This window comes from Paenibacillus sp. A3 (assembly GCF_001399685.1).
Taxonomy (GTDB): Bacteria; Bacillota; Bacilli; order Paenibacillales; family NBRC-103111; genus Paenibacillus_G.
In genome coordinates, this window is the sequence record NZ_JTHN01000105.1 from 35906 (window position 1) to 53669 (window position 17764).

17 protein-coding genes are annotated in these 17764 nt (G+C 49.5%); 2 read left to right on the forward strand and 15 right to left on the reverse strand.

Annotated features, from left to right (window positions below):
* Positions 1-9: 9 nt before the first annotated feature.
* The 12 genes from QJ48_RS16715 to galU are packed head-to-tail and all read right to left on the reverse strand — an operon-like array spanning position 10 to position 11770.
* Positions 10-858: a glycosyltransferase gene (locus QJ48_RS16715; protein WP_237762939.1), complete on the reverse strand. Its 849-nt coding sequence runs from the start codon at positions 856-858 to the stop codon at positions 10-12.
* A 33-nt stretch (positions 859-891) separates the two neighbouring features.
* A complete protein-coding gene (locus QJ48_RS38740) occupies positions 892-1143 on the reverse strand; it encodes a hypothetical protein (RefSeq protein WP_237762940.1) in 252 nt (83 codons plus the stop codon).
* Positions 1144-1158: 15 nt separating this feature from the next.
* On the reverse strand, positions 1159-2322 hold the full coding sequence (locus tag QJ48_RS16720; protein WP_054974690.1) for a glycosyltransferase family 4 protein: 1164 nt from the start codon (positions 2320-2322) through the stop codon (positions 1159-1161).
* A 56-nt stretch (positions 2323-2378) separates the two neighbouring features.
* Positions 2379-3536, reverse strand: a complete 1158-nt coding sequence (locus QJ48_RS16725; RefSeq protein ID WP_054974691.1) for a glycosyltransferase family 4 protein — start codon at positions 3534-3536, stop codon at positions 2379-2381.
* Between the two features lie 48 nt (positions 3537-3584).
* A complete protein-coding gene (locus QJ48_RS16730; protein ID WP_054974692.1) occupies positions 3585-4979 on the reverse strand; it encodes an oligosaccharide flippase family protein in 1395 nt (464 codons plus the stop codon).
* Entirely contained in the window at positions 4976-6409 is a 1434-nt protein-coding gene (locus QJ48_RS16735) for an O-antigen ligase (protein WP_054974693.1), read from the reverse strand. The genes QJ48_RS16730 and QJ48_RS16735 overlap by 4 nt, the downstream gene beginning before the upstream one ends.
* Before the next feature lie 21 nt (positions 6410-6430).
* Positions 6431-7078: a CpsD/CapB family tyrosine-protein kinase gene (locus tag QJ48_RS16740; protein WP_054974694.1), complete on the reverse strand. Its 648-nt coding sequence runs from the start codon at positions 7076-7078 to the stop codon at positions 6431-6433.
* Positions 7062-7790, reverse strand: coding sequence for a YveK family protein (locus QJ48_RS16745; RefSeq protein ID WP_054974695.1), 729 nt, complete (start codon positions 7788-7790; stop codon positions 7062-7064). Before QJ48_RS16745 ends, QJ48_RS16740 begins: the two co-directional genes overlap by 17 nt.
* Positions 7791-7813: 23 nt before the next feature.
* Positions 7814-9229 (reverse strand): UDP-glucose/GDP-mannose dehydrogenase family protein, encoded by a 1416-nt coding sequence (locus QJ48_RS16750; protein WP_054974696.1) that lies wholly within the window; start codon positions 9227-9229, stop codon positions 7814-7816.
* A gap of 11 nt (positions 9230-9240) precedes the next feature.
* Entirely contained in the window at positions 9241-10218 is a 978-nt protein-coding gene (locus QJ48_RS16755; protein WP_054974697.1) for a UDP-glucuronic acid decarboxylase family protein, read from the reverse strand.
* A 16-nt stretch (positions 10219-10234) separates the two neighbouring features.
* On the reverse strand, positions 10235-10861 hold the full coding sequence (locus QJ48_RS16760; RefSeq protein WP_054974698.1) for a sugar transferase: 627 nt from the start codon (positions 10859-10861) through the stop codon (positions 10235-10237).
* Between the two features lie 18 nt (positions 10862-10879).
* On the reverse strand, positions 10880-11770 hold the full coding sequence (gene galU, locus QJ48_RS16765) for a UTP--glucose-1-phosphate uridylyltransferase GalU (protein ID WP_054974719.1): 891 nt from the start codon (positions 11768-11770) through the stop codon (positions 10880-10882).
* A gap of 283 nt (positions 11771-12053) precedes the next feature.
* On the opposite strand from galU, the gene QJ48_RS16770 reads away from it, so the two are divergent.
* Both QJ48_RS16770 and QJ48_RS16775 read left to right on the forward strand, forming a co-directional pair.
* Positions 12054-12419, forward strand: coding sequence for a helix-turn-helix domain-containing protein (locus QJ48_RS16770; protein ID WP_054974699.1), 366 nt, complete (start codon positions 12054-12056; stop codon positions 12417-12419).
* Positions 12420-12481: 62 nt separating this feature from the next.
* The gene (locus tag QJ48_RS16775; protein WP_157261655.1) at positions 12482-13840 is read left to right on the forward strand and encodes a hypothetical protein; all 1359 of its coding nucleotides are present in this window, start codon (positions 12482-12484) and stop codon (positions 13838-13840) included.
* 189 nt (positions 13841-14029) lie between these two features.
* Here QJ48_RS16775 and QJ48_RS16780 read toward each other — a convergent pair whose 3' ends face one another.
* The 3 genes from QJ48_RS16780 to QJ48_RS16790 form a co-directional block, all read right to left on the reverse strand.
* Positions 14030-15892 (reverse strand): polysaccharide lyase family protein, encoded by a 1863-nt coding sequence (locus QJ48_RS16780; protein ID WP_054974701.1) that lies wholly within the window; start codon positions 15890-15892, stop codon positions 14030-14032.
* Between the two features lie 29 nt (positions 15893-15921).
* Positions 15922-16356, reverse strand: coding sequence for a hypothetical protein (locus QJ48_RS16785; protein WP_054974702.1), 435 nt, complete (start codon positions 16354-16356; stop codon positions 15922-15924).
* A gap of 152 nt (positions 16357-16508) precedes the next feature.
* On the reverse strand, positions 16509-17711 hold the full coding sequence (locus QJ48_RS16790) for a glycosyl hydrolase family 28-related protein (RefSeq protein WP_237762941.1): 1203 nt from the start codon (positions 17709-17711) through the stop codon (positions 16509-16511).
* Positions 17712-17764: the final 53 nt, after the last annotated feature.

Consider the following 17764-nt stretch of genomic DNA (forward strand, 5'->3'; position numbering starts at 1 on the left):
ACAGTGTCTTTAAGACAGCGAAACGCCAACGGACTTTCTTTGCTTCGTGCTTTCCAGAAATGCGCGGTATTTCGTTTGCAAATGCTGGTCGAACTCGTTTTTAAACCGGTCGACGTTGAATTTCTCCGCGTGCGCCCGAATCAGCTCCGGGTTCCAGGTCACGCTCTCGCACTGCCTGACGGCATCGGCCAACGAAGCCGCATTCGGCTGGTCGAAATAGACGCCGTTGAGCGGCGGACGGATCGTATCGAGCGCTCCGCCTCCCTTGTAGGCGATAACCGGCCGGCCCGCGGCATTGACTTCAAGCGGCGTAATGCCGAAATCTTCTTCCCCGGGAAAAATAAACGCCCGGCACTGCGACATCAGCTTGGCGACTTCCTCGTCCTCCAACCGGCCCAAAAATTGCACGTTGCTTTTGGCCATGCCGCGAAGCCGCTCCAAATCGGGCCCGCCGCCGACCACGTACAGTTTGGCGCCGATTTGATTGAACGCCTCCACCGCCAGATCGATTCTTTTGTAAGGGATCAGACGCGAGACGATCAAATAAAAATCGTCCACCTGCTCCGAGATCCGGTAACGATCCGTTTCGACCGGGGGGAAGATGACGCTGGACTCCCTGCGGTAGCAATTGTGAATTCGTTCTTTCACGATCGTGGAATTCGCGATGTACTCACTCACCCGGCCAGCCGTTTTCCTGTCCCAGTATTTCAAATATTTCACATAAAACCGCAGCCCGTTTTTGATGAGAGGCGAATAGGATTCCCGCGAGATGTACGTTTCAAAATCCCACGCAAACCTCATCGGGGTATGGCAGTAGCATAGATGGAACGTTTCTTTCGGAACCTTGATTCCTTTCACAAAAGCGAAGCTGGACGAGATGACGACATCGTATTAGCGAAAATCCATCTGCTGAAGAGCAAAGGGATAAAGCGGCAGCAGCTTCTTGAAATTGGCTTCGATCCCGGGAATTTTCTGGGCCCATGTTGTCCGGATGTCGGCGCCCTTCAAGTCGTGCATCATTTTGTCAAAATTGGCGGCTAACGTGTAGATCGGAGCTTCGGGATACATCTGATGCAGAACGGCAAGAACCCGCTCGGCTCCGCCCATCTGCGTCAGCAGATCGTGAACAAGCGCTACTTTCAATTCCGAAGGCCTCCTTTATATTTTTATTCTTCCGCTGATGACTTGAGGATAGAACGACGTAATTTTCTGAACCGTATGTTCGATCAAGAACAGCTCCTTCACCCGGTTCATGGCCTTCTCGCCCATTTCCTTGCGCTCTTCCGGATGCTCGATCATCCATTGAATGGCTTCAATTAACCGCTCTGCTTTTCCCGGCGGAATGAGCAAGCCGGTTTCTTCGTTCAGCACGATCTCCCGGGGCCCTCCCGCATTGGAAGCGATGACCGGGAGCCCGACCGCCATGCCTTCGACGATCACCTGACCGAAAGGCTCCGGAATGACGGACGTGTGAACCAGCAAATCCGCTTGGCTCATCAATTGGGAAATATCGTTCACGTGTCCCAGCATCTTGACGTTAAACAAGCCGTTCTCACGGATGTATTGGATGAGCTGCTGCTTGTAGACCGCATCCGCTTCGAAAAGCGCGTCGCCCGCGATCCAAAACTCGACATTCCGCTTGGCAAAGGACTTCGCGGCTTCCAGCAAGATGTGCTGTCCTTTCCAATCGGCCAGCCTGCCGACCAACAGCACGATAAAGCGGTCGTCCTTATCCTCAAGCTCCGGTTCGTTCTTCCGTCCGATTTGCCCGAAGTAAGAAGGGTAGGCAATGGTTTTTTTCTTGGACGTCGCTTGCGACAAATTCAAAGTAGCCATCGTTGCATTGGAGTTGGCGATGACGCCGTCCGGCAAATATTTCACCAGCAGCTTCATAAAAAAAGCGACGATTTTTCGCAAATACGGCGCCTCGATGATGTCATGAATATGCCAAATGAGCGGTATGCCGGCCGACTTGGCGGCAACGGCACCGTAGATGGCGGATTTCAGAGAATTCGTATGAACGCAGACCACTTTTTCTTCCCTAAGCACTCTGCCGACGGCTTTTCCGTATAAATAAGTTTTAATCGCAGAGCTGAATACTTGGAAATTAATTGTATTGCGATTTCTGTTTCTAACCTTCTCGTCCAAATGGATAATTCGAACATCCATTCCTTTTTCTCTTAAACGTTCAGCGAGCGGTCCGTCCTCTGCCAACACGACTAACGGTTCTACGGTTTGATCAAGATTGGTCAGCAGATTAAACAGCGCCACTTCACCGCCGCTCCATCTGGCAGTATGATCCAAGTAAGCTACGCGGTACATGCGACACATTAACCTCCCTTCTTACCTATAAACTTATAATGAAAGACGACCCCACATCACTGAACCTTCTGCTCCCGGATGACCATCGGATAAAATTCGGTAATCCGTTTCACGGTCGATTCAATCAAAAAGTGTTCCCGCACACGCATCATGCCCATTTCTCCCATGTGTCTTCGTTCCTCGGGATGATCGATCATCCATTGAATGGCTTCGCTCAGCAGATCCGGCTGTCCCGGCTGAATGAGCAGTCCGGTGACGTGCGGCACGACGATCTCGCGCGGCCCCCCTAAATCCGAGGCGATGACTGGCAAGCCATTCGCCATTCCTTCCACAATGACCTGCCCGAACGGCTCCGGCATGATGGACGTATGGACCAACAGATCGGCTTGCTGCAGCAAAGACTGGATATGCTCGACGTGCCCAAGCATCATCACATTCGTTAACCCGTGGTCCTCAATAAACTGCTGCAGCCGCTTTTTGTATCCGTCGTTGCCGAACAAGGCGTCGCCGGCCAGCCAAAACTGGACCTCCGGCTGCTCCTTGAACCGCTTCGCGGCATCGAGCAGGACATGCTGTCCTTTCCATTCGTCCAGCCGGCCTACGAGCAAAATGACAAACTGCTTCCGGTTCGAGGATTGACCGAGCATCGATCCGATCGGGCCGTTGTACGACGAATAGGCAACCAGCGTTTTGACGCTCTGCGCTTCGGACAGATGCAGGGAAGACATGGTCGATTTGGAATTGGCAATAATGCCGTTCGGCAGCAGCTTTGCCATGATGCGGATAAATTTGGCGATGACAGGGCGCAGGTACGGCTCCGCAATGTTATCCCGAATGTGCCAGACGAGAGGAATCATGGCGCTTTTGGCCGCGATTGCCCCATAGATGGCCGATTTCAACGAGTTGGTGTGTACGCACGATACTTTTTCCTTTTTCAGCAATTTGCCGATTTTCAACCCGTACTGGAAAAACTCAAGAATGGAGACGAATAAATGCATGTCCAGCTTGTTCCGATTCCGGTTCCTCGTTTTGTCATTGAGCAGTATGACTCTAACGTCAATACCTTTTTCCCGCAGCTTTTCGGCTAGCGGTCCCTCCTCGGCAAGAATAACCAAAGGATGGACCGTTGAGTCCATATTCGTAAGAAGGTTGTACAGCGCGACTTCTCCTCCACTCCACCTGGCCGTATGATCCAAATAGGCAACCCGAAGCATGGCAATTTTTCCATCCTTTCTCCAGTAATACCACTCCTCTTGAGACCTTCACGCATCATTTGTTTGTTTCGTTACGTGGCTTCCCAGATTCACTTGGCGCAACAACCATCGGATATCGTCACGAGTGATGAGCAGGCGTGGAATTGTAGTTTTTAAAGTAAACTTGTATTGACTCAGTATGAATACAAAGCGAATGCAGGTTGCGGTGAGCAGCGATATTCCCGTAAATAGCAATCCATATCTTGGAACAAGCAGCACCATAAGCACAATACTCACGGAAAGACCGATCACTTGTTGAATCGAGCAAATGCCGGGTTTTCCGACAGACATAAACGCTTGCGACAAGATTAACGTGCCGCCGCCGATGACAACCTCCAGCAGCAGAATCCGAAAGATGCTGACCGCTTCGTGATACTGCGAGCCGTACAACAAATTTAATACCAGAGGTCCGATAAACATAAAAAATAGCGCTACGATCAGGGTGACAAATACGCTGATGCGGAACACTTTTTTGACGAGTTCAATCGCTTCCTCCTTTGGGAGGCCCGACGCTTTGGGAAAGACGACCAAAGCCAGCGAGGTTTGAATCACATTGACCACTTTGGCCAGACTGACCGCGACCAGATACAGCCCCAGATTGGAGGGGGACAGAAGCATGATGACGACGACCTGATCCATGTACATGATCAACGTGCCCATGACATCGACGCCGGAAGACCGGAGGCTGTAGGAAACAAGATGGCGGACGGACTGCTTCATCTGTTTCAAGCGAGGAAGATACCGCCATAGCAACCGCACCGTCAGCCCCAAGGTAACGGGAATGGTCGGCAGCGCATAAGCAACAGCTCCGCTAAAGGGCGTCAGCTTATTCGTGAAGATGAGTACGAGCAGGATCAGTACGGTCCCGATATGGGGTAAAATACGCAATTTATTAAAAAGTGTAAATTCCCCCCTTGCCTGCAAAACCGAGTTATTTATATATTCTAAAAGCAATACGGGCGAAGCTAACATAAACCATTGTGCGTATCGAACCACTTCCGGAGAGTAGCCGTGCAGCCAATAAGGGATACCGGTGAAGCCGATCAACAAAGCGGCGCAGCCGGTCGCCAGACATAACAGCACTCCCGCTACATACAGCCCGGGGGAATCCTCTTGGCGCTTCTTTAGATTAAACAACAGCGCGGAAGGAAGCCCCAGCATAAGCATACCGGCCAAAAAAATAAACCAGAGCGTCATCGCGGAAAGCTCGCCCTTGCCGACCGGGCCGAGATATCTGGCCGTCAGGATGCCGGTGATCAGATTCAACAGAAAGATCAGCATGGTCACAGTAACCGTGCTGATCGAGCTGGCCGTACTGTCTTTTCTGGTAAACAGGCTTTTGACTAAGCCATAGACGTTGGAAATATCCAATCCCTTGCGAAACAAGGACATGAAACTGTTCATTTTCTCTCCTCAATTCGTTCGATAGCCGGAAGAGGCTTGATCCCTAAAGCGGCGACAAACCATACAATGGCTGCTCCAATCCCTGACATTCTATTTTCGAATGTTAAGTAGCATACGGCGCTGACCAAGACGCAAAGCGCCAGACGAACGTATTTTTGATCGGCTGGCCCGGCTGTTTTGTGCAATCGGAACAACTGTTTCGCATACAGCCATATGGCTCTAAAAAACACAATGGCGCCAAAAATTCCGAAGGTTAAAAACAAAGCGAAAAAGCCGTTGTCAAAGTTCCCATACTGCCCCAATTGTCCGCCATTTTCCAATTTCGTCCCTGTTCCTACGCTGCCAAGCCCTTCGCCGAACGGATTCCCAAGCAGCTTGGGAATCATACTTGCCGTGAATTCCATCCGGTCGTTATACGAATAGTCATCGTTGATGTTGCCGAGCGATTGGAACCGCTCAACCAGTTTGTCCCCGCCTGGAACGACCGGGATAAGACCGACGCCCAATAGGGCAATCGCACAGATCAGCAATAAGCCTTGCGCGCGTCTTTTGGCATTGCTCAGTATCAGGTAGAGCAAGATCGCCACCACCATCGTCACCCAGGACGCTCTTACCAACGTAATGATTAATCCCAGAGCCATAACCGGCACACCAAGCCACCCCATGAAGCCCCGCCACTCTTTCTCGACCAGCATGGCCAGCAAGGCGACGGACATGAACATGCCCGCCGGACCGGGCGAGTTCAGGGAAGAAAAGACGCGGATTTCGTAAGGCACAGGCAGCCCGTTTGTCGACATCTCGACTTCGTTCATCCAAAAAGCATCCCAAGGCGGAACGACAAAAAATTGAATGATGCCGTAAACGGCCACAAGCAAAGCGATGTTCACATACGATTTCATCCACAAACGGCGCTCCGCATGTCCGTGAGAGCGGAGTTCGGCATACACTAAAAACAGCAGAGGGACTAAATAATTCGCAAAATCGAACAGGCTGGCAAACCCGTTCCGTATCAATCCGATCGCAAGCCCGTAAATCAAGGCGATTAAAAACAAGATCAGTACGTTTCGGATAACGGGCGTCATCTCCCAGCGTCTCCGCACAATCGGGATGATGACCGTCAAAGTGACCAGCAGCGGCAATACGCTAAACAAAGATACCGGATGATATTCGTTGTGGTACCATTCAAACAACCTGCGTATTTCCGGGTTAACCGCCCATACGAACAAGATATAAGGAATTAACCACTTCGAATCGGTCTCCGCCATAATCAGGGCCGGAAAAAACATGGATAGGATGATCGTTAATTGAACGGCCATCTGTTTCTCAAGGATCGAGCAAAAAAAGCCGACCCCTACCGAAACAACGAAGGCGAGCCACATCCACGCCGGAACTTGCAACCATCCTGCGGTCTTTTGCAAAGGTATCTTCATACTGCTCCTTTTAACACGTGTCTACGTTTCTGATTCCATAAACACAAATCCGATTAAACGAGCGTTCACTTGCTCGTGGTTTTTCTTCCATTTCCGCACTTCGTCCAATTTTACGGTTTTATGCTTGACGACGAGCACCACGCCGTCGCACTGGGCCGCCAGCATCAGGCTGTCCGTCGTCCACTCCGCAGCAGGCGAATCGATAAATACGAGATCGTATTCGCCGGCAAGCTGACGCAAGATCAGCCCAAGCGTTTCCGAGGCCAGCAGCTCCGTCGGATGCAATCCCGTAACTTCTCCCGCCGGAATGACGCTTAGCTCCTCGACATGGGTACGCACGACGGCATTTTTTAGCGGCAGTTGTCCCGTCAAAATGTTGGAAAGCCCTTCTTCGTTGGAGATGTGAAAATAGTTGTGCTGAACCGGTTCGCGAAGGTTGGCATCGATCAACAGGACCCGCTTGCCGGCTTGGGCGAAGGAGACGGCCAGGTTAGCCGTCAACTGCGATTTCCCTTCCTTGGGCTTGATCGAAGAAATCAAAATGATGTTCTTGGTTTCATTCATGCGAAACGAATATTCCAGCTTCGTACGAATGGACTTGTAATCTTCGGATGCTTGTGCCTTAGGATTCGTTAGCGTAATTAAAGCGGTATTAACTGAGCTTGGCATACGTCGGATCACCAACTTTTCGATTCATTGTTTTCGCTTCCCGCCGCTTCCAATCTTTCTTGGTCGTGACGGATACGTTGCCTAAGGGGATCAAGCCGAGCTCGGCTTCCAAGACAGCCGGGTTTTTGATCGTATCGTCAAGTGTTTCTCTTGCGATAATAAAACCTACCGACAGCAGCAGCGATACGACAAACGCCAACAAGACGTTAATCAACAGCTTCGAGGTCGCTTTCGGCGCTTCGCCGTCCGCCGGCCCGTCCGGGAGAATGTAAATGTTGTGCACCTGCATAATGTTCGCAACCTGCGATTGGAACACTTTGGCGACGGCATTTACAATCTGATTGCCGTACTCGTAAGAGCTTTTCGTAATGGAAATAGTCAGCAGCTGAGAGTCCTTGGACGAGCTGACCTTCAGCTTCTTGGACAAATCCTCGACGGACAGCTTCAGATCGGGGTATTCGGATACCGTTTTGTTAAGCACGGTCGGAGATTTAATCAATTCCTTGAACGTGTTAATTAACAAAATATTGGTATTGACCGCACCCAAGTCCAGCTTGTCTCCACTGTTTACGATAAGCCTGACGGACGACTCGTAAGAGGGGGGAAGCACTTTATACGTGACATAGAACGAAGTCAAGCAAGCAATAAGCACAAATGAGACGATCCATAGCAGTTTCCTTCTCACTACCCGGATATAATATACAAAATCCATACCCTACCTCCGAATGTTAGCTCTTATATGACCTCGGACAAGGCTCGGTACTGATGGTGCTCTTGGGAATTTCCGATACCGATGCCCTCGTAATGATAACCAAGCTGGGTCATCATTCCGGCCGACAGGAAGTTTCTGGTATCGAGTACATATTTATGATTCATCCGGCTGCCCATATCGCTCCAGTTCAGCAGGGCGTAATCTTCCCAATGCGTCAGCAGCACAATGGCATCCGATTGGTCCGCCACCTCTTCCGCCGCATGGCAATACGTTACCGCCAAGTTCGGGTTGAAGATATGGAACATCTCCATTCCTTGCGGATCATGCACCTTGACGCTCGCCCCTTGGTTGATCATGCCTCTGATGATGAAGCTAGCTTGCGTATGGCGCGTATCGTCCGTGTTGGGCTTGAACGTAAGACCCAGGACGCCGATCGTCTTGCCGTAGAGCGTTCCTAATTTTTTCTTCACTTTTTCCACAATATACGCGTGCATTTCCAAGTTCGATTCCATGGCGGCTTTCACGACATTAAGCTCGCGCCCGTGCTTCCGGCTCGCAGCCAAAAACTCCGCCGTATCTTTCGGGAAGCAGCTTCCGCTCCAACCGCTGGATACCTGCAAAAATTTGTTGCCGATCCGCGAATCCAAGCCCATGCCTTTGGATACCTCCAGCACGTTGGCTTGCATGGCCTCGCATAAACGGGCGACTTCGTTGATATAGCTGATTTTGACGGCCAAAAAGGCATTGGACGCGTATTTGATCATCTCGGCGCTGCGGGTATCCGTCTCAAAATAAACGGGCAGACCGCCCTCCCGCTGCGGGTTGAAGCCAAGCTGGTGAATAATTTCGTAAGGCTGCTCCATGTCGACAAGCTTGCTGTACAACTCTCTCATGATCGTTCTTGCCCGTTCGTTCAAGGTCCCGATCACGATCCGGTCCGGCAAAAATACGTCTTCTACCGCATAGCCTTCTCTTAAAAATTCAGGATTGCTGATGACGCTGAAGTGGACGTTGCTTTTCAGCCCCGAATGCTCTTCGACGATGGCGCTGACATGCTCGGCCGTTCCGACGGGAACAGTCGATTTATTGACAATGACCGTATAACCGTCAGGCTTTATGGTTTTGGCGATGTTGATAGCCGCTCCTTCGATATATTTCAGATCGGCGCTCCCGTCCGGTCTTGACGGCGTACCTACCCCAATAAACACGACATCCGCTTCCGCTACCGCATCGTACTCGACCGAAGCGTTCAGCGTCACCCCGGCATACGTTTTAATCAGGGTGTCCAAGCCGGGCTCGAAGATCGGGCTCTTGCCTTCGTTAATCGCCTGCACCTTGGATTGATCGATATCAATGACGGTTGTCTGATAACCGAGCGCAGCAAAAGCCGCTCCGGTAACGCTGCCGACATAACCTGCTCCTATGCAAACAACTCTCATGGTTTGCCTCCTTATACGACGTTTTGTTTCATGTCAGCTTCATGTTTCGCCCGATAAGCGTCAATCGTTCGTAATAACCCCTCTTCCAATTCAATGATCGGTTCCCAGTTCAGCAATCGCTTGGCTTTCTCGATATTGGGACGGCGAACTTTCGGATCGTCTACGGGTAGCTGGTGGAACGTAATGTTGCTGTCAGTATTGGCCAATTGCTTTACCAGTTGGGCAACTTCGATAATTTGATACTCTTTCGGATTGCCGATGTTAATAATTTCGCCTGTGGCCAGATCGCTCTCCATCATCATTTGCAGGCCGCGAATATTGTCGTCTACATAACAAAAAGACCGGGTCTGCGTTCCGTCGCCATATACGGTCAGGTCTTCCCCGCGAATGGCCTGGGATACGAAATTCGAAATAACTCTTCCGTCATCGTTCCGCAAACCGGCGGAATACGTATTGAAAATTCTCGCAACCTTCACTTCCACGCCATAGCGTTTATGGTATTCGTAGCAGTAAACCTCGCCGAGTCTCTTCGCCTCGTCGTAGCAAGCGCGGGGACCCCAAGTGTTCACATTGCCCCGGTATTCCTCAGGCTGAGGGTGCACCTCCGGATCGCCGTAGGCTTCGCTGGTGCTCGTGTACAGCATTTTCGCTTTCTTAGCCTTGGCCAGCTCCAGCATATTTTGCGTTCCCAGCGTATTCACTCGCATCGTGCCAATAGGATCGTTTTGGTAGAATTTAGGAGAAGCAGGAGAGGCTAAATGATAAATTTCGTCGACATGTCCGATTTTCTCAAGCTCTTCCGAGACGTCGTTCGAAATGTCCATTAACAAAAACTCGAAATTCGGATGAGTCAACTCCTGATGCAAATTCGAGATTAATCCGGTAGACAATACATCGATGCCGATGACGTGGTGGTTTTGCTCAAGCAAGCTCCGCGTAAGATGAGAGCCGAGAAAGCCGGCCGCCCCGGTGATGACAATTCTTTTCATGACAATTCTCCTATTCTTAATGAGTATTGCTCTTGATCATGACACGCAGCGTGCCGAAAATGATTTTGATATCCAACCAAAACGAAGCGCGTTTAATATAATACAGGTCATGGTGCAAATTTTCGTGAATCGGCTTTTTGCGATCCTCGCTAATTTGCCAGAGCCCCGTAATCCCCGGTTTGACGGAGAAACGCCCGTTTTCTGTGTCGGTATAGTATTGTTCGACGATAGACTTCTGCTCGGGACGCGGACCGATAAAGCTCATGTCCCCTTTTAAAATATTAAACAGCTGCGGCAGCTCGTCGAGACTGGTTTTGCGGATGAATCTTCCGACCTTGGTTATCCGGGGATCCTGATCGTTCTCAGGGGACCTTCCTTCGCGGGCAACATGCGTATACATGGAGCGAAACTTGTAAATGACAAACGGCTTGCCGCCTTTTCCGATGCGGTGCTGCTTGAAAACGACCGGGCCCTCCGACTCTAATTTGATGAGAATGGCAACCATGATCAAGACCGGGAGCAGGAATAGAATTAATGCAATGCTTAAAATCAGATCGATCGCTGTCTTTACATACTTCACATACACATCGGACGATTTGGTTATATCGTCTTCCATCGAGTCTTGATAGGTCGCGGAGTCCAAGTAAGATGCCCTCCTCACTTAAACGACAATCTTTTCAATTTTTAAATCTTTGGCGATGTCCTGCAAATACGTCCCGAACTCTTCCGCCAGCTCTCGGTTTCTTAGCGCGTATTCGACGGTGGCCTTCAAAAAACCAAGCTTGCTTCCCACGTCATAAAGCGTTCCTTCATATATATAGCTGTAAATGGATTCCCGCGCAGTCAACTCTTTTAAAGCGTCTGTCAGTTGGATTTCCCCGCCAACGCCAGGCGCTGTATGTTCCAAAATATCAAAAATGGTCGGACTCAAAATATATCTTCCCGAAATCGCCAGATTCGATGGCGGATCCTGCTTCGGCTTCTCTACGAGATTATGAACTAAATGTACGCGGTCCTCGATGCGTTCCGAGACGACGACCCCGTAATTTTGCACTTCGCTCCAAGGCACCGGTTCGACGGCAATGACCGAACCGCCCGTTTCATCATACACATCGATCATTTGTTTCAAGCAAGGCACCTTATGATCGATGATCATATCGCCGAGCAGCACCGCAAAAGGCTCATCCGCAATAAACTTTCTTGCGCTCCAGATCGCATGGCCAAGGCCTAAAGCTTCTTTTTGCCTTACATAGTGAATATCTACCATATTCGTGATTTCTTTCACGATATGAAGCAGATCGTTCTTTTGTTTGCCTTCGAGAGTGATTTCAAGTTCAAAGTTTTTGTCAAAATGATCCTCGATCGACTTTTTGCTGCGTCCGGTCACGATGATGATATCTTCAATTCCCGACTGGATCGCTTCTTCTACGATATATTGAATGGTAGGCTTGTCGACGATAGGCAGCATTTCCTTGGGCATGGCTTTCGTTGCCGGTAAAAAACGGGTACCCAGGCCGGCAGCCGGAATAACAGCCTTTCTAACTTTTTTCATGAAATCCACTCCATTATTTTTATATTGAAAAAATGTTGCCCGAGGCATCTAACCTCTCCTCACGTCACACTCTCGACGATACACGTCTAAGGTTTAGCCAACCCACAGCATGACCGAGTACCTCCGTTGATAACGGTAAGGAGATATCACCGAAAATGAAAGCGTTGAAAATATTGATACGTATTGTAACATTTATGGTTCTAATTTATAATACATTTTGTATCAAGTCAATTGTTATTTTTTCACCATTTTCATGTTTTTATTTTGTTGAGGAGTGATTTCGATGCAATACGACACCAGGATTGCGGCTTTGCGGGATAAGAGCGGGTTCACGCAAGAGGAGCTGGCGGACCTGCTTGGAATATCGCGGGCGTCCTTGTCACACTATGAAAAAAACCGCAGAAAACCGGACTTTCAAACCTTGACAAGACTAGCGGATTTTTTTAAAGTAACAATAGATTACTTAATTGGGCGACCTCCCCAGTGGTTTTTTCAAACTGAAATTCGGGAATTTGTCGATTTGGATCAGCTTGATAACGAAGAGATGTTTCGCTTGTTCGATCTGCGTTGGGATGGCCATCTTTTAACCGAAGCCGAGACCAAAAAAATGATAGACCTCGCGCTGCAACCGCGAGTCTTGAAGCAATGATACCGGCCATTCTGTTACACTTGTCGTCCATGTCCAACTCCATAAAAAAAAGGACGGGGAATATGTATCTACTAGCCGCTAAGACGATGATTCCGTTCTTGTTACTCACTGGTCTGGTTACGAATTCTGAATTAAACTCTCCTCCGATTATCGAAAAGCCCGCGCCGGAGCGAAAAGTCGCTTCCCTGTTGGGGGGCGGTAATTTCACCAACGAGGCGGCGCATTCGACGAACGACCTGACTTACATGCGCAAATTAAACATAAGCTGGGCACGGCTTAATCTATACCCTCAGTACTATTACAGCAAGCAGACCCCCAAGACCGACTCGATCGAGAAAGTCATGTCGGATATGTACAGCCATAAGATCACGCCCATGATTTTGTTCGAATATTACGGAAGCTATGAGAAAAAAGGCATTCCCATCGGGGATTATTCGAAATGGTATTCCATTGGACAAGCCTATGCGGAAACGTACCGGCCGGGAGGAACATGGGCTGCTGAGCGTGGCATCAAAGATTGGGGAGTTACGGTATTTTCTGCTTTTAACGAACCCGATGTCGAAAGAACCATTCCCTTTGAGAAATACTATCAGGCTTTAAAGGGATTAGCCGACGGCGTGCATTCCGTCGATCCCAAGCTCAAGGTCATTCCGGGCGGGTTCAGCTCTCAGAACGCCTTCTCCGACTGGTCCTTGAAAGGCTATGGTCCTGCCATCGCCGAGCTATTGAATAACGGGACCTTGGACGGACTCGACCTGCATACGTACTATGACGATAAATACGCTCCGATTCCGGGAACTTACAAGAACTCGGCGCAAAACAATTTTGACCAAATCAAAAAAAGGCTGGGCCTGACCCGGGATATTCACTTTTATTCGACGGAGTTCAATGTCAAGCAAAGCAAGCCGCCGCACACCGCGCAAACGGAAGAATATTTGGCCAAGCAGTTTTTAACCGCCATTTGGGACAACCTTGGGGTTGTGAAGAACGACGGTCATACGCCCGCCACTCAATTCGCCATGCCGTGGAGTCTGCTGCAGACCGGCAAAGAAGACAAGCTCTACGGGATGCGGACGGAGCACGAAGGGAGCGCTTCTCAGACCGTTTCCCGGACGAAGGTGCTGCAGTTGGTGACGGAAGTGACGGCAGATGCCTCGTTTGAATATCTCGATCCGAAGAAAAAGGGAGAATATATTCTCACGAGCCCCGGCAAAAAAATATGGGTCTGGCAAAACGTGAAAGGCTGGAGCAACCGTACGGGACATACATATCAAATCGATAATATCCCCAGCGGAGCCAAAGAACTGGCCGTCTACCGGTGGAACGGGTTGAACGAAGTCATCCCTCTTGATGCAAGCAAGCGCACGGTCACGTTGAACAATTTGAACCAAGACGAAACGTATATGTTTGTTGCGCGATAACCGCTTCATGAATAAGAAAAGCTTCTTATCGAAGCCTATTCGAGGAAGATAAATTCGTGTTTTAGAGGAAGCTTTTCTTGCGATATAGAATTCAATCAGCTCCGCTGATAACTTATCAATTCTATATCTAAAAAACAGACGTCCTGAAAATCGCTATCCTCATTTCAGAACGTCTGTTTTTACTTTTCCTCAATCGACCGGCTTCCGGCTCAAAATATATTGCACCGAGTCTCCGGCGGGCAAATTCACCTGAAATTCGGCCCAAGGCGAAGCTTTAAGCTTCACCTGCTGAACGGCGTCGCGGTACGTCTCTCCCGGACCGATCCGTTCCCCGTGATAGTCGCCTTTCAAGGGCATCTTCACCCGGACGCGCACCGTTTGCGGCGAATCCTCAAAGTTGACGAAATTGACAAGAAGCTTGTCGGAGGTTGCTCCCGAACCGGGAAGCGGCGCCAAATAGCTGGTATCTACCGCACGGACATACACTTTTTTATCATTGGTTTCGGAACGGTTCATGATTTCAAAGCTGAGCGGTTTACCGTGCGTCGCATAAGCCAAAGCCAACCGTCTGAAAATCTTGACCCTGCTGTCCTGATTGCCGGGAAACGAATAGCTGCGCGTAGTTGCCGGGTCGTGTGACTTGAAGTCAAAATCATGGCGGAACAGTTCATAGTTCTTATAGAATGCGGCGTGCTGGATAAAAATATCGCTGAAGCCGATATGGGCTCTTAAAATGCGGTCGAAGACAGCCGATTGCTTCTGGCTGGCGCCGTAGGCGGGAGGGTCCAAATGGGTGTTGGTCGTTCCGACTTCCGTATTTAGCATTTTTTTCGGAAGGCCGTCCTCATCCGATCCTAGCGTCCGCAGGTTTTCAACAAAGCTTCCTCCTTCGTTATCGGCATAAGACGTTCCGTAAGCATGACCGTTTGTAAGATCGGTAAGGTCTTCCAACTCTTTTCTTTGCAGCGAGTCCCGCTCCCAGCCGTACGGTTCGCCTCCCGTAGATTTATAAGACCATCCCGGGGAAACAATCTGCAGATGCGGGCTATAGATCGGCCGGTGTTCGGACAGCCATTGGGCCACGGCGACATTGACTGCTTTGGAACGCTCAAACAGACCGGGCTCATTATCTACTTCATAATATTGGATGTACCGGCCATATTGCTTGAGAAAGTCCGTCAGCTTCGCTCTGGCGTCAGCAGGTAAACCTCCATCCGGATCGAGCGTTATATTTTTGGTATAGAGATACAACGCAACGGCACCTGTGTTGTACTCCTTTAACGCAGCATAGTAATTTTTCATGTCCGAACAAGAATTTCCGACATTCGAAAAACATCCTGCGCGAACGATGTTTCCACTATATGCAATACCCAACCATTTCAGAACATATGGCAAATGCCGCGTGGCCGCCGTATCGAAGTAATAATCGTTCGAAGCGCCCCCGGTCCCCATTTGGATATAGCGGCCGTGCACTGGTTCCTCGGAAGGGTATGGCAGCGCTTCCAGTTCCAAATAGTCCCACGACCACGATAAATGAGGATCTTCTTTATCGGAGCAATAGAGACAACGCTCGGCCCCCAGCTTGAGCTCATTGTGCCCCTGCTTCAGCTGTTCCTTGGGAATATACAGCACATAGAGCTTTTTATACTTATAGGGACTATTCTCGCCGATTCCGGCAATCTGAATCATACCGGACAACGTCCCGTTCGAGAAAACCGACATTTGAGGGACGGCTTTGGAGGCGGACAGAACCCGGACTTTGAAATTTACGCCATGCTCAGGAACTTTGTTTAACGAATAACGAATGGATAAATTGCGTGTGATCGAGGCGTCCAACCCTGCAGGGAAATCGCCCCATACCGCTTGAGACGTTCCTTGTTTCACTTGGTACTGGAGCTTATCTGCGGTTAGATTGACCGCGAACTCCTGCTTCGAGTCGTCTTCCACCCCGATTCTCCAAATGCGGGGGTCTTGCTCGGGCAATTGCAGCGTAAATCCGGACAGTAGCAGCAATCCTGCAAGGATAAACATGATGCCTGCTTTTTTTAACATGTATCCCTCCGTACCGGTCCAAATTCGGTTTATAACTGAATATCAATATGCGCCGAGCCCATCGGGGCTTCGAAGAGATGATAGCTCTCGCGAACCTTCCGGCAGTCTGCCACATGCTTGATCAGCCATTTCCATGCGGATTCGGTCTCGGGCTCCAGATGAAGCTCCACATTATAGACAAGCTCCGAATCGTTCAACCGGTTCACGCCATACACGCGGCCTTCCAAAGCAATCACGTGATCCGATGTCGAAAGCTCTATTCCGATCACCAGCTCCGTTTGCAGAGGCAGCAGCAAGGTCGAAGCGAACGAAATTCGGTATTCCTCCATAACAATAATACGAATAGGAGCAAACTTTGTGATAACCGGCGTGCGGTTCAATTGTTTAATGGTCATTAAAGCGTGGCCTGCAAATGACAGATCCATTTCACTAGCCGGATCGGCAAGTTCATAAGTGGTGATCAATTCGGGCCCTCCTTTGCTTCTTGTGTTGAGTGATACAATTCGGACGAAATTTCAAGGTAATGTTTATATAATTAAATTTATGTTACAATATGTATCGTTGTCAAGTTGATATTAAAAAAACTGCCGAAGATTTTTCCCGGCAGCTCATCACCTCACAACGTTTGCACAACTTTCCATGTTTTTCCCCAATCCGTTGAAATTTGCAGTTGATTGTTCTGCGAACGAAGCAATACATTTCCCAGTACAATTTTAGAGGAGTAATTGGATCGGCCGATTGCCGTCCCCAGTCGTAATTGCGATATCTCCAGCATAGTCAAGCCGGTGTCGATAGACGGATAATTTAAGAACGAAGCACGGTTCATTTCGGTACCCAGTTCATAGATGGAAAATGCGCTGTACTCTCCTTCAATAACAATCGGCGGCCCGGAATGCTTCCCGCGGATCGTGTTATTTTCGAATGTAAATTGACTGGATTGCGCTCTTTGCTGCTTCAAAATCCCAAGCGCATCCGTGCCTGAGTTGGCCAGAAAAGAACTGCCTCTGACTGCCATGTTCGTTTTATCGAAAGCACGGAGTGCCCACACATGTTTATAGCCCTCAAAATCGATTCCATCGAAGATGATGTTCGCCGTCCCGCCGATGGCGCCGGTTACCAGATCTTTACCTATAACCACGATTCCCAAGTTGTCGTCGGGTGCGCTCAACCCGAAGCCGGCCGATAATTGTCCGCCCCAAAAGTGGAACCCGCCCGAAGCCGGAGAAATATGGACAGCCGCTTTCGTTCCGCCTAACCAGCAGTTATAGAATTGAAGATCGTTGCCGCTTTGAAAACCCGATCTCAAATTCAAAGCAACGGTGTTCCAGTTATACTGTGCCCGCAGATTGAAAAAGACCGAGCCAAAGCAGTTGTTGATCAAATCAAAGGCAATGGGAAATCCGTCTGATTGCACGTTGCGCACCTCAAATTGACGGATCCCGTTTAATTTCACGCCGGCGGTTATCCCTTGCGGCTGTTTCACAGGCCCCAGAAAATAGATGTCCCGGAGAAAGCCCCCCAAACTTTGGTTATTCGTATTGGCTCCGGGTCCTATTAAAATGCAGTCATAATCCGTACTTAACGTTTTAATGACGGTATTGGTCCCTCCGGCTCCGTAGATCATGACGTTGCTTCCCTTTGCGATCAGCGGCCCCGAGGTCTGATAAGTTCCCGGAGGAACATAGCAGGGAAGCTTTTTCTGGATGGCTGCCGCAAACGCCGCATTGAGCGCGTTGGTCGAATCGTAGTTCGCACTTTCTTCTATCGGAATTGCACAATAATCTCTCGCATTCACGATCATTGTCGTTAGATCACCCACAGTCTGCTCCGCTCCTTGTTTTTTTATTTTCATTCCCGTCTATAGTATTCTTC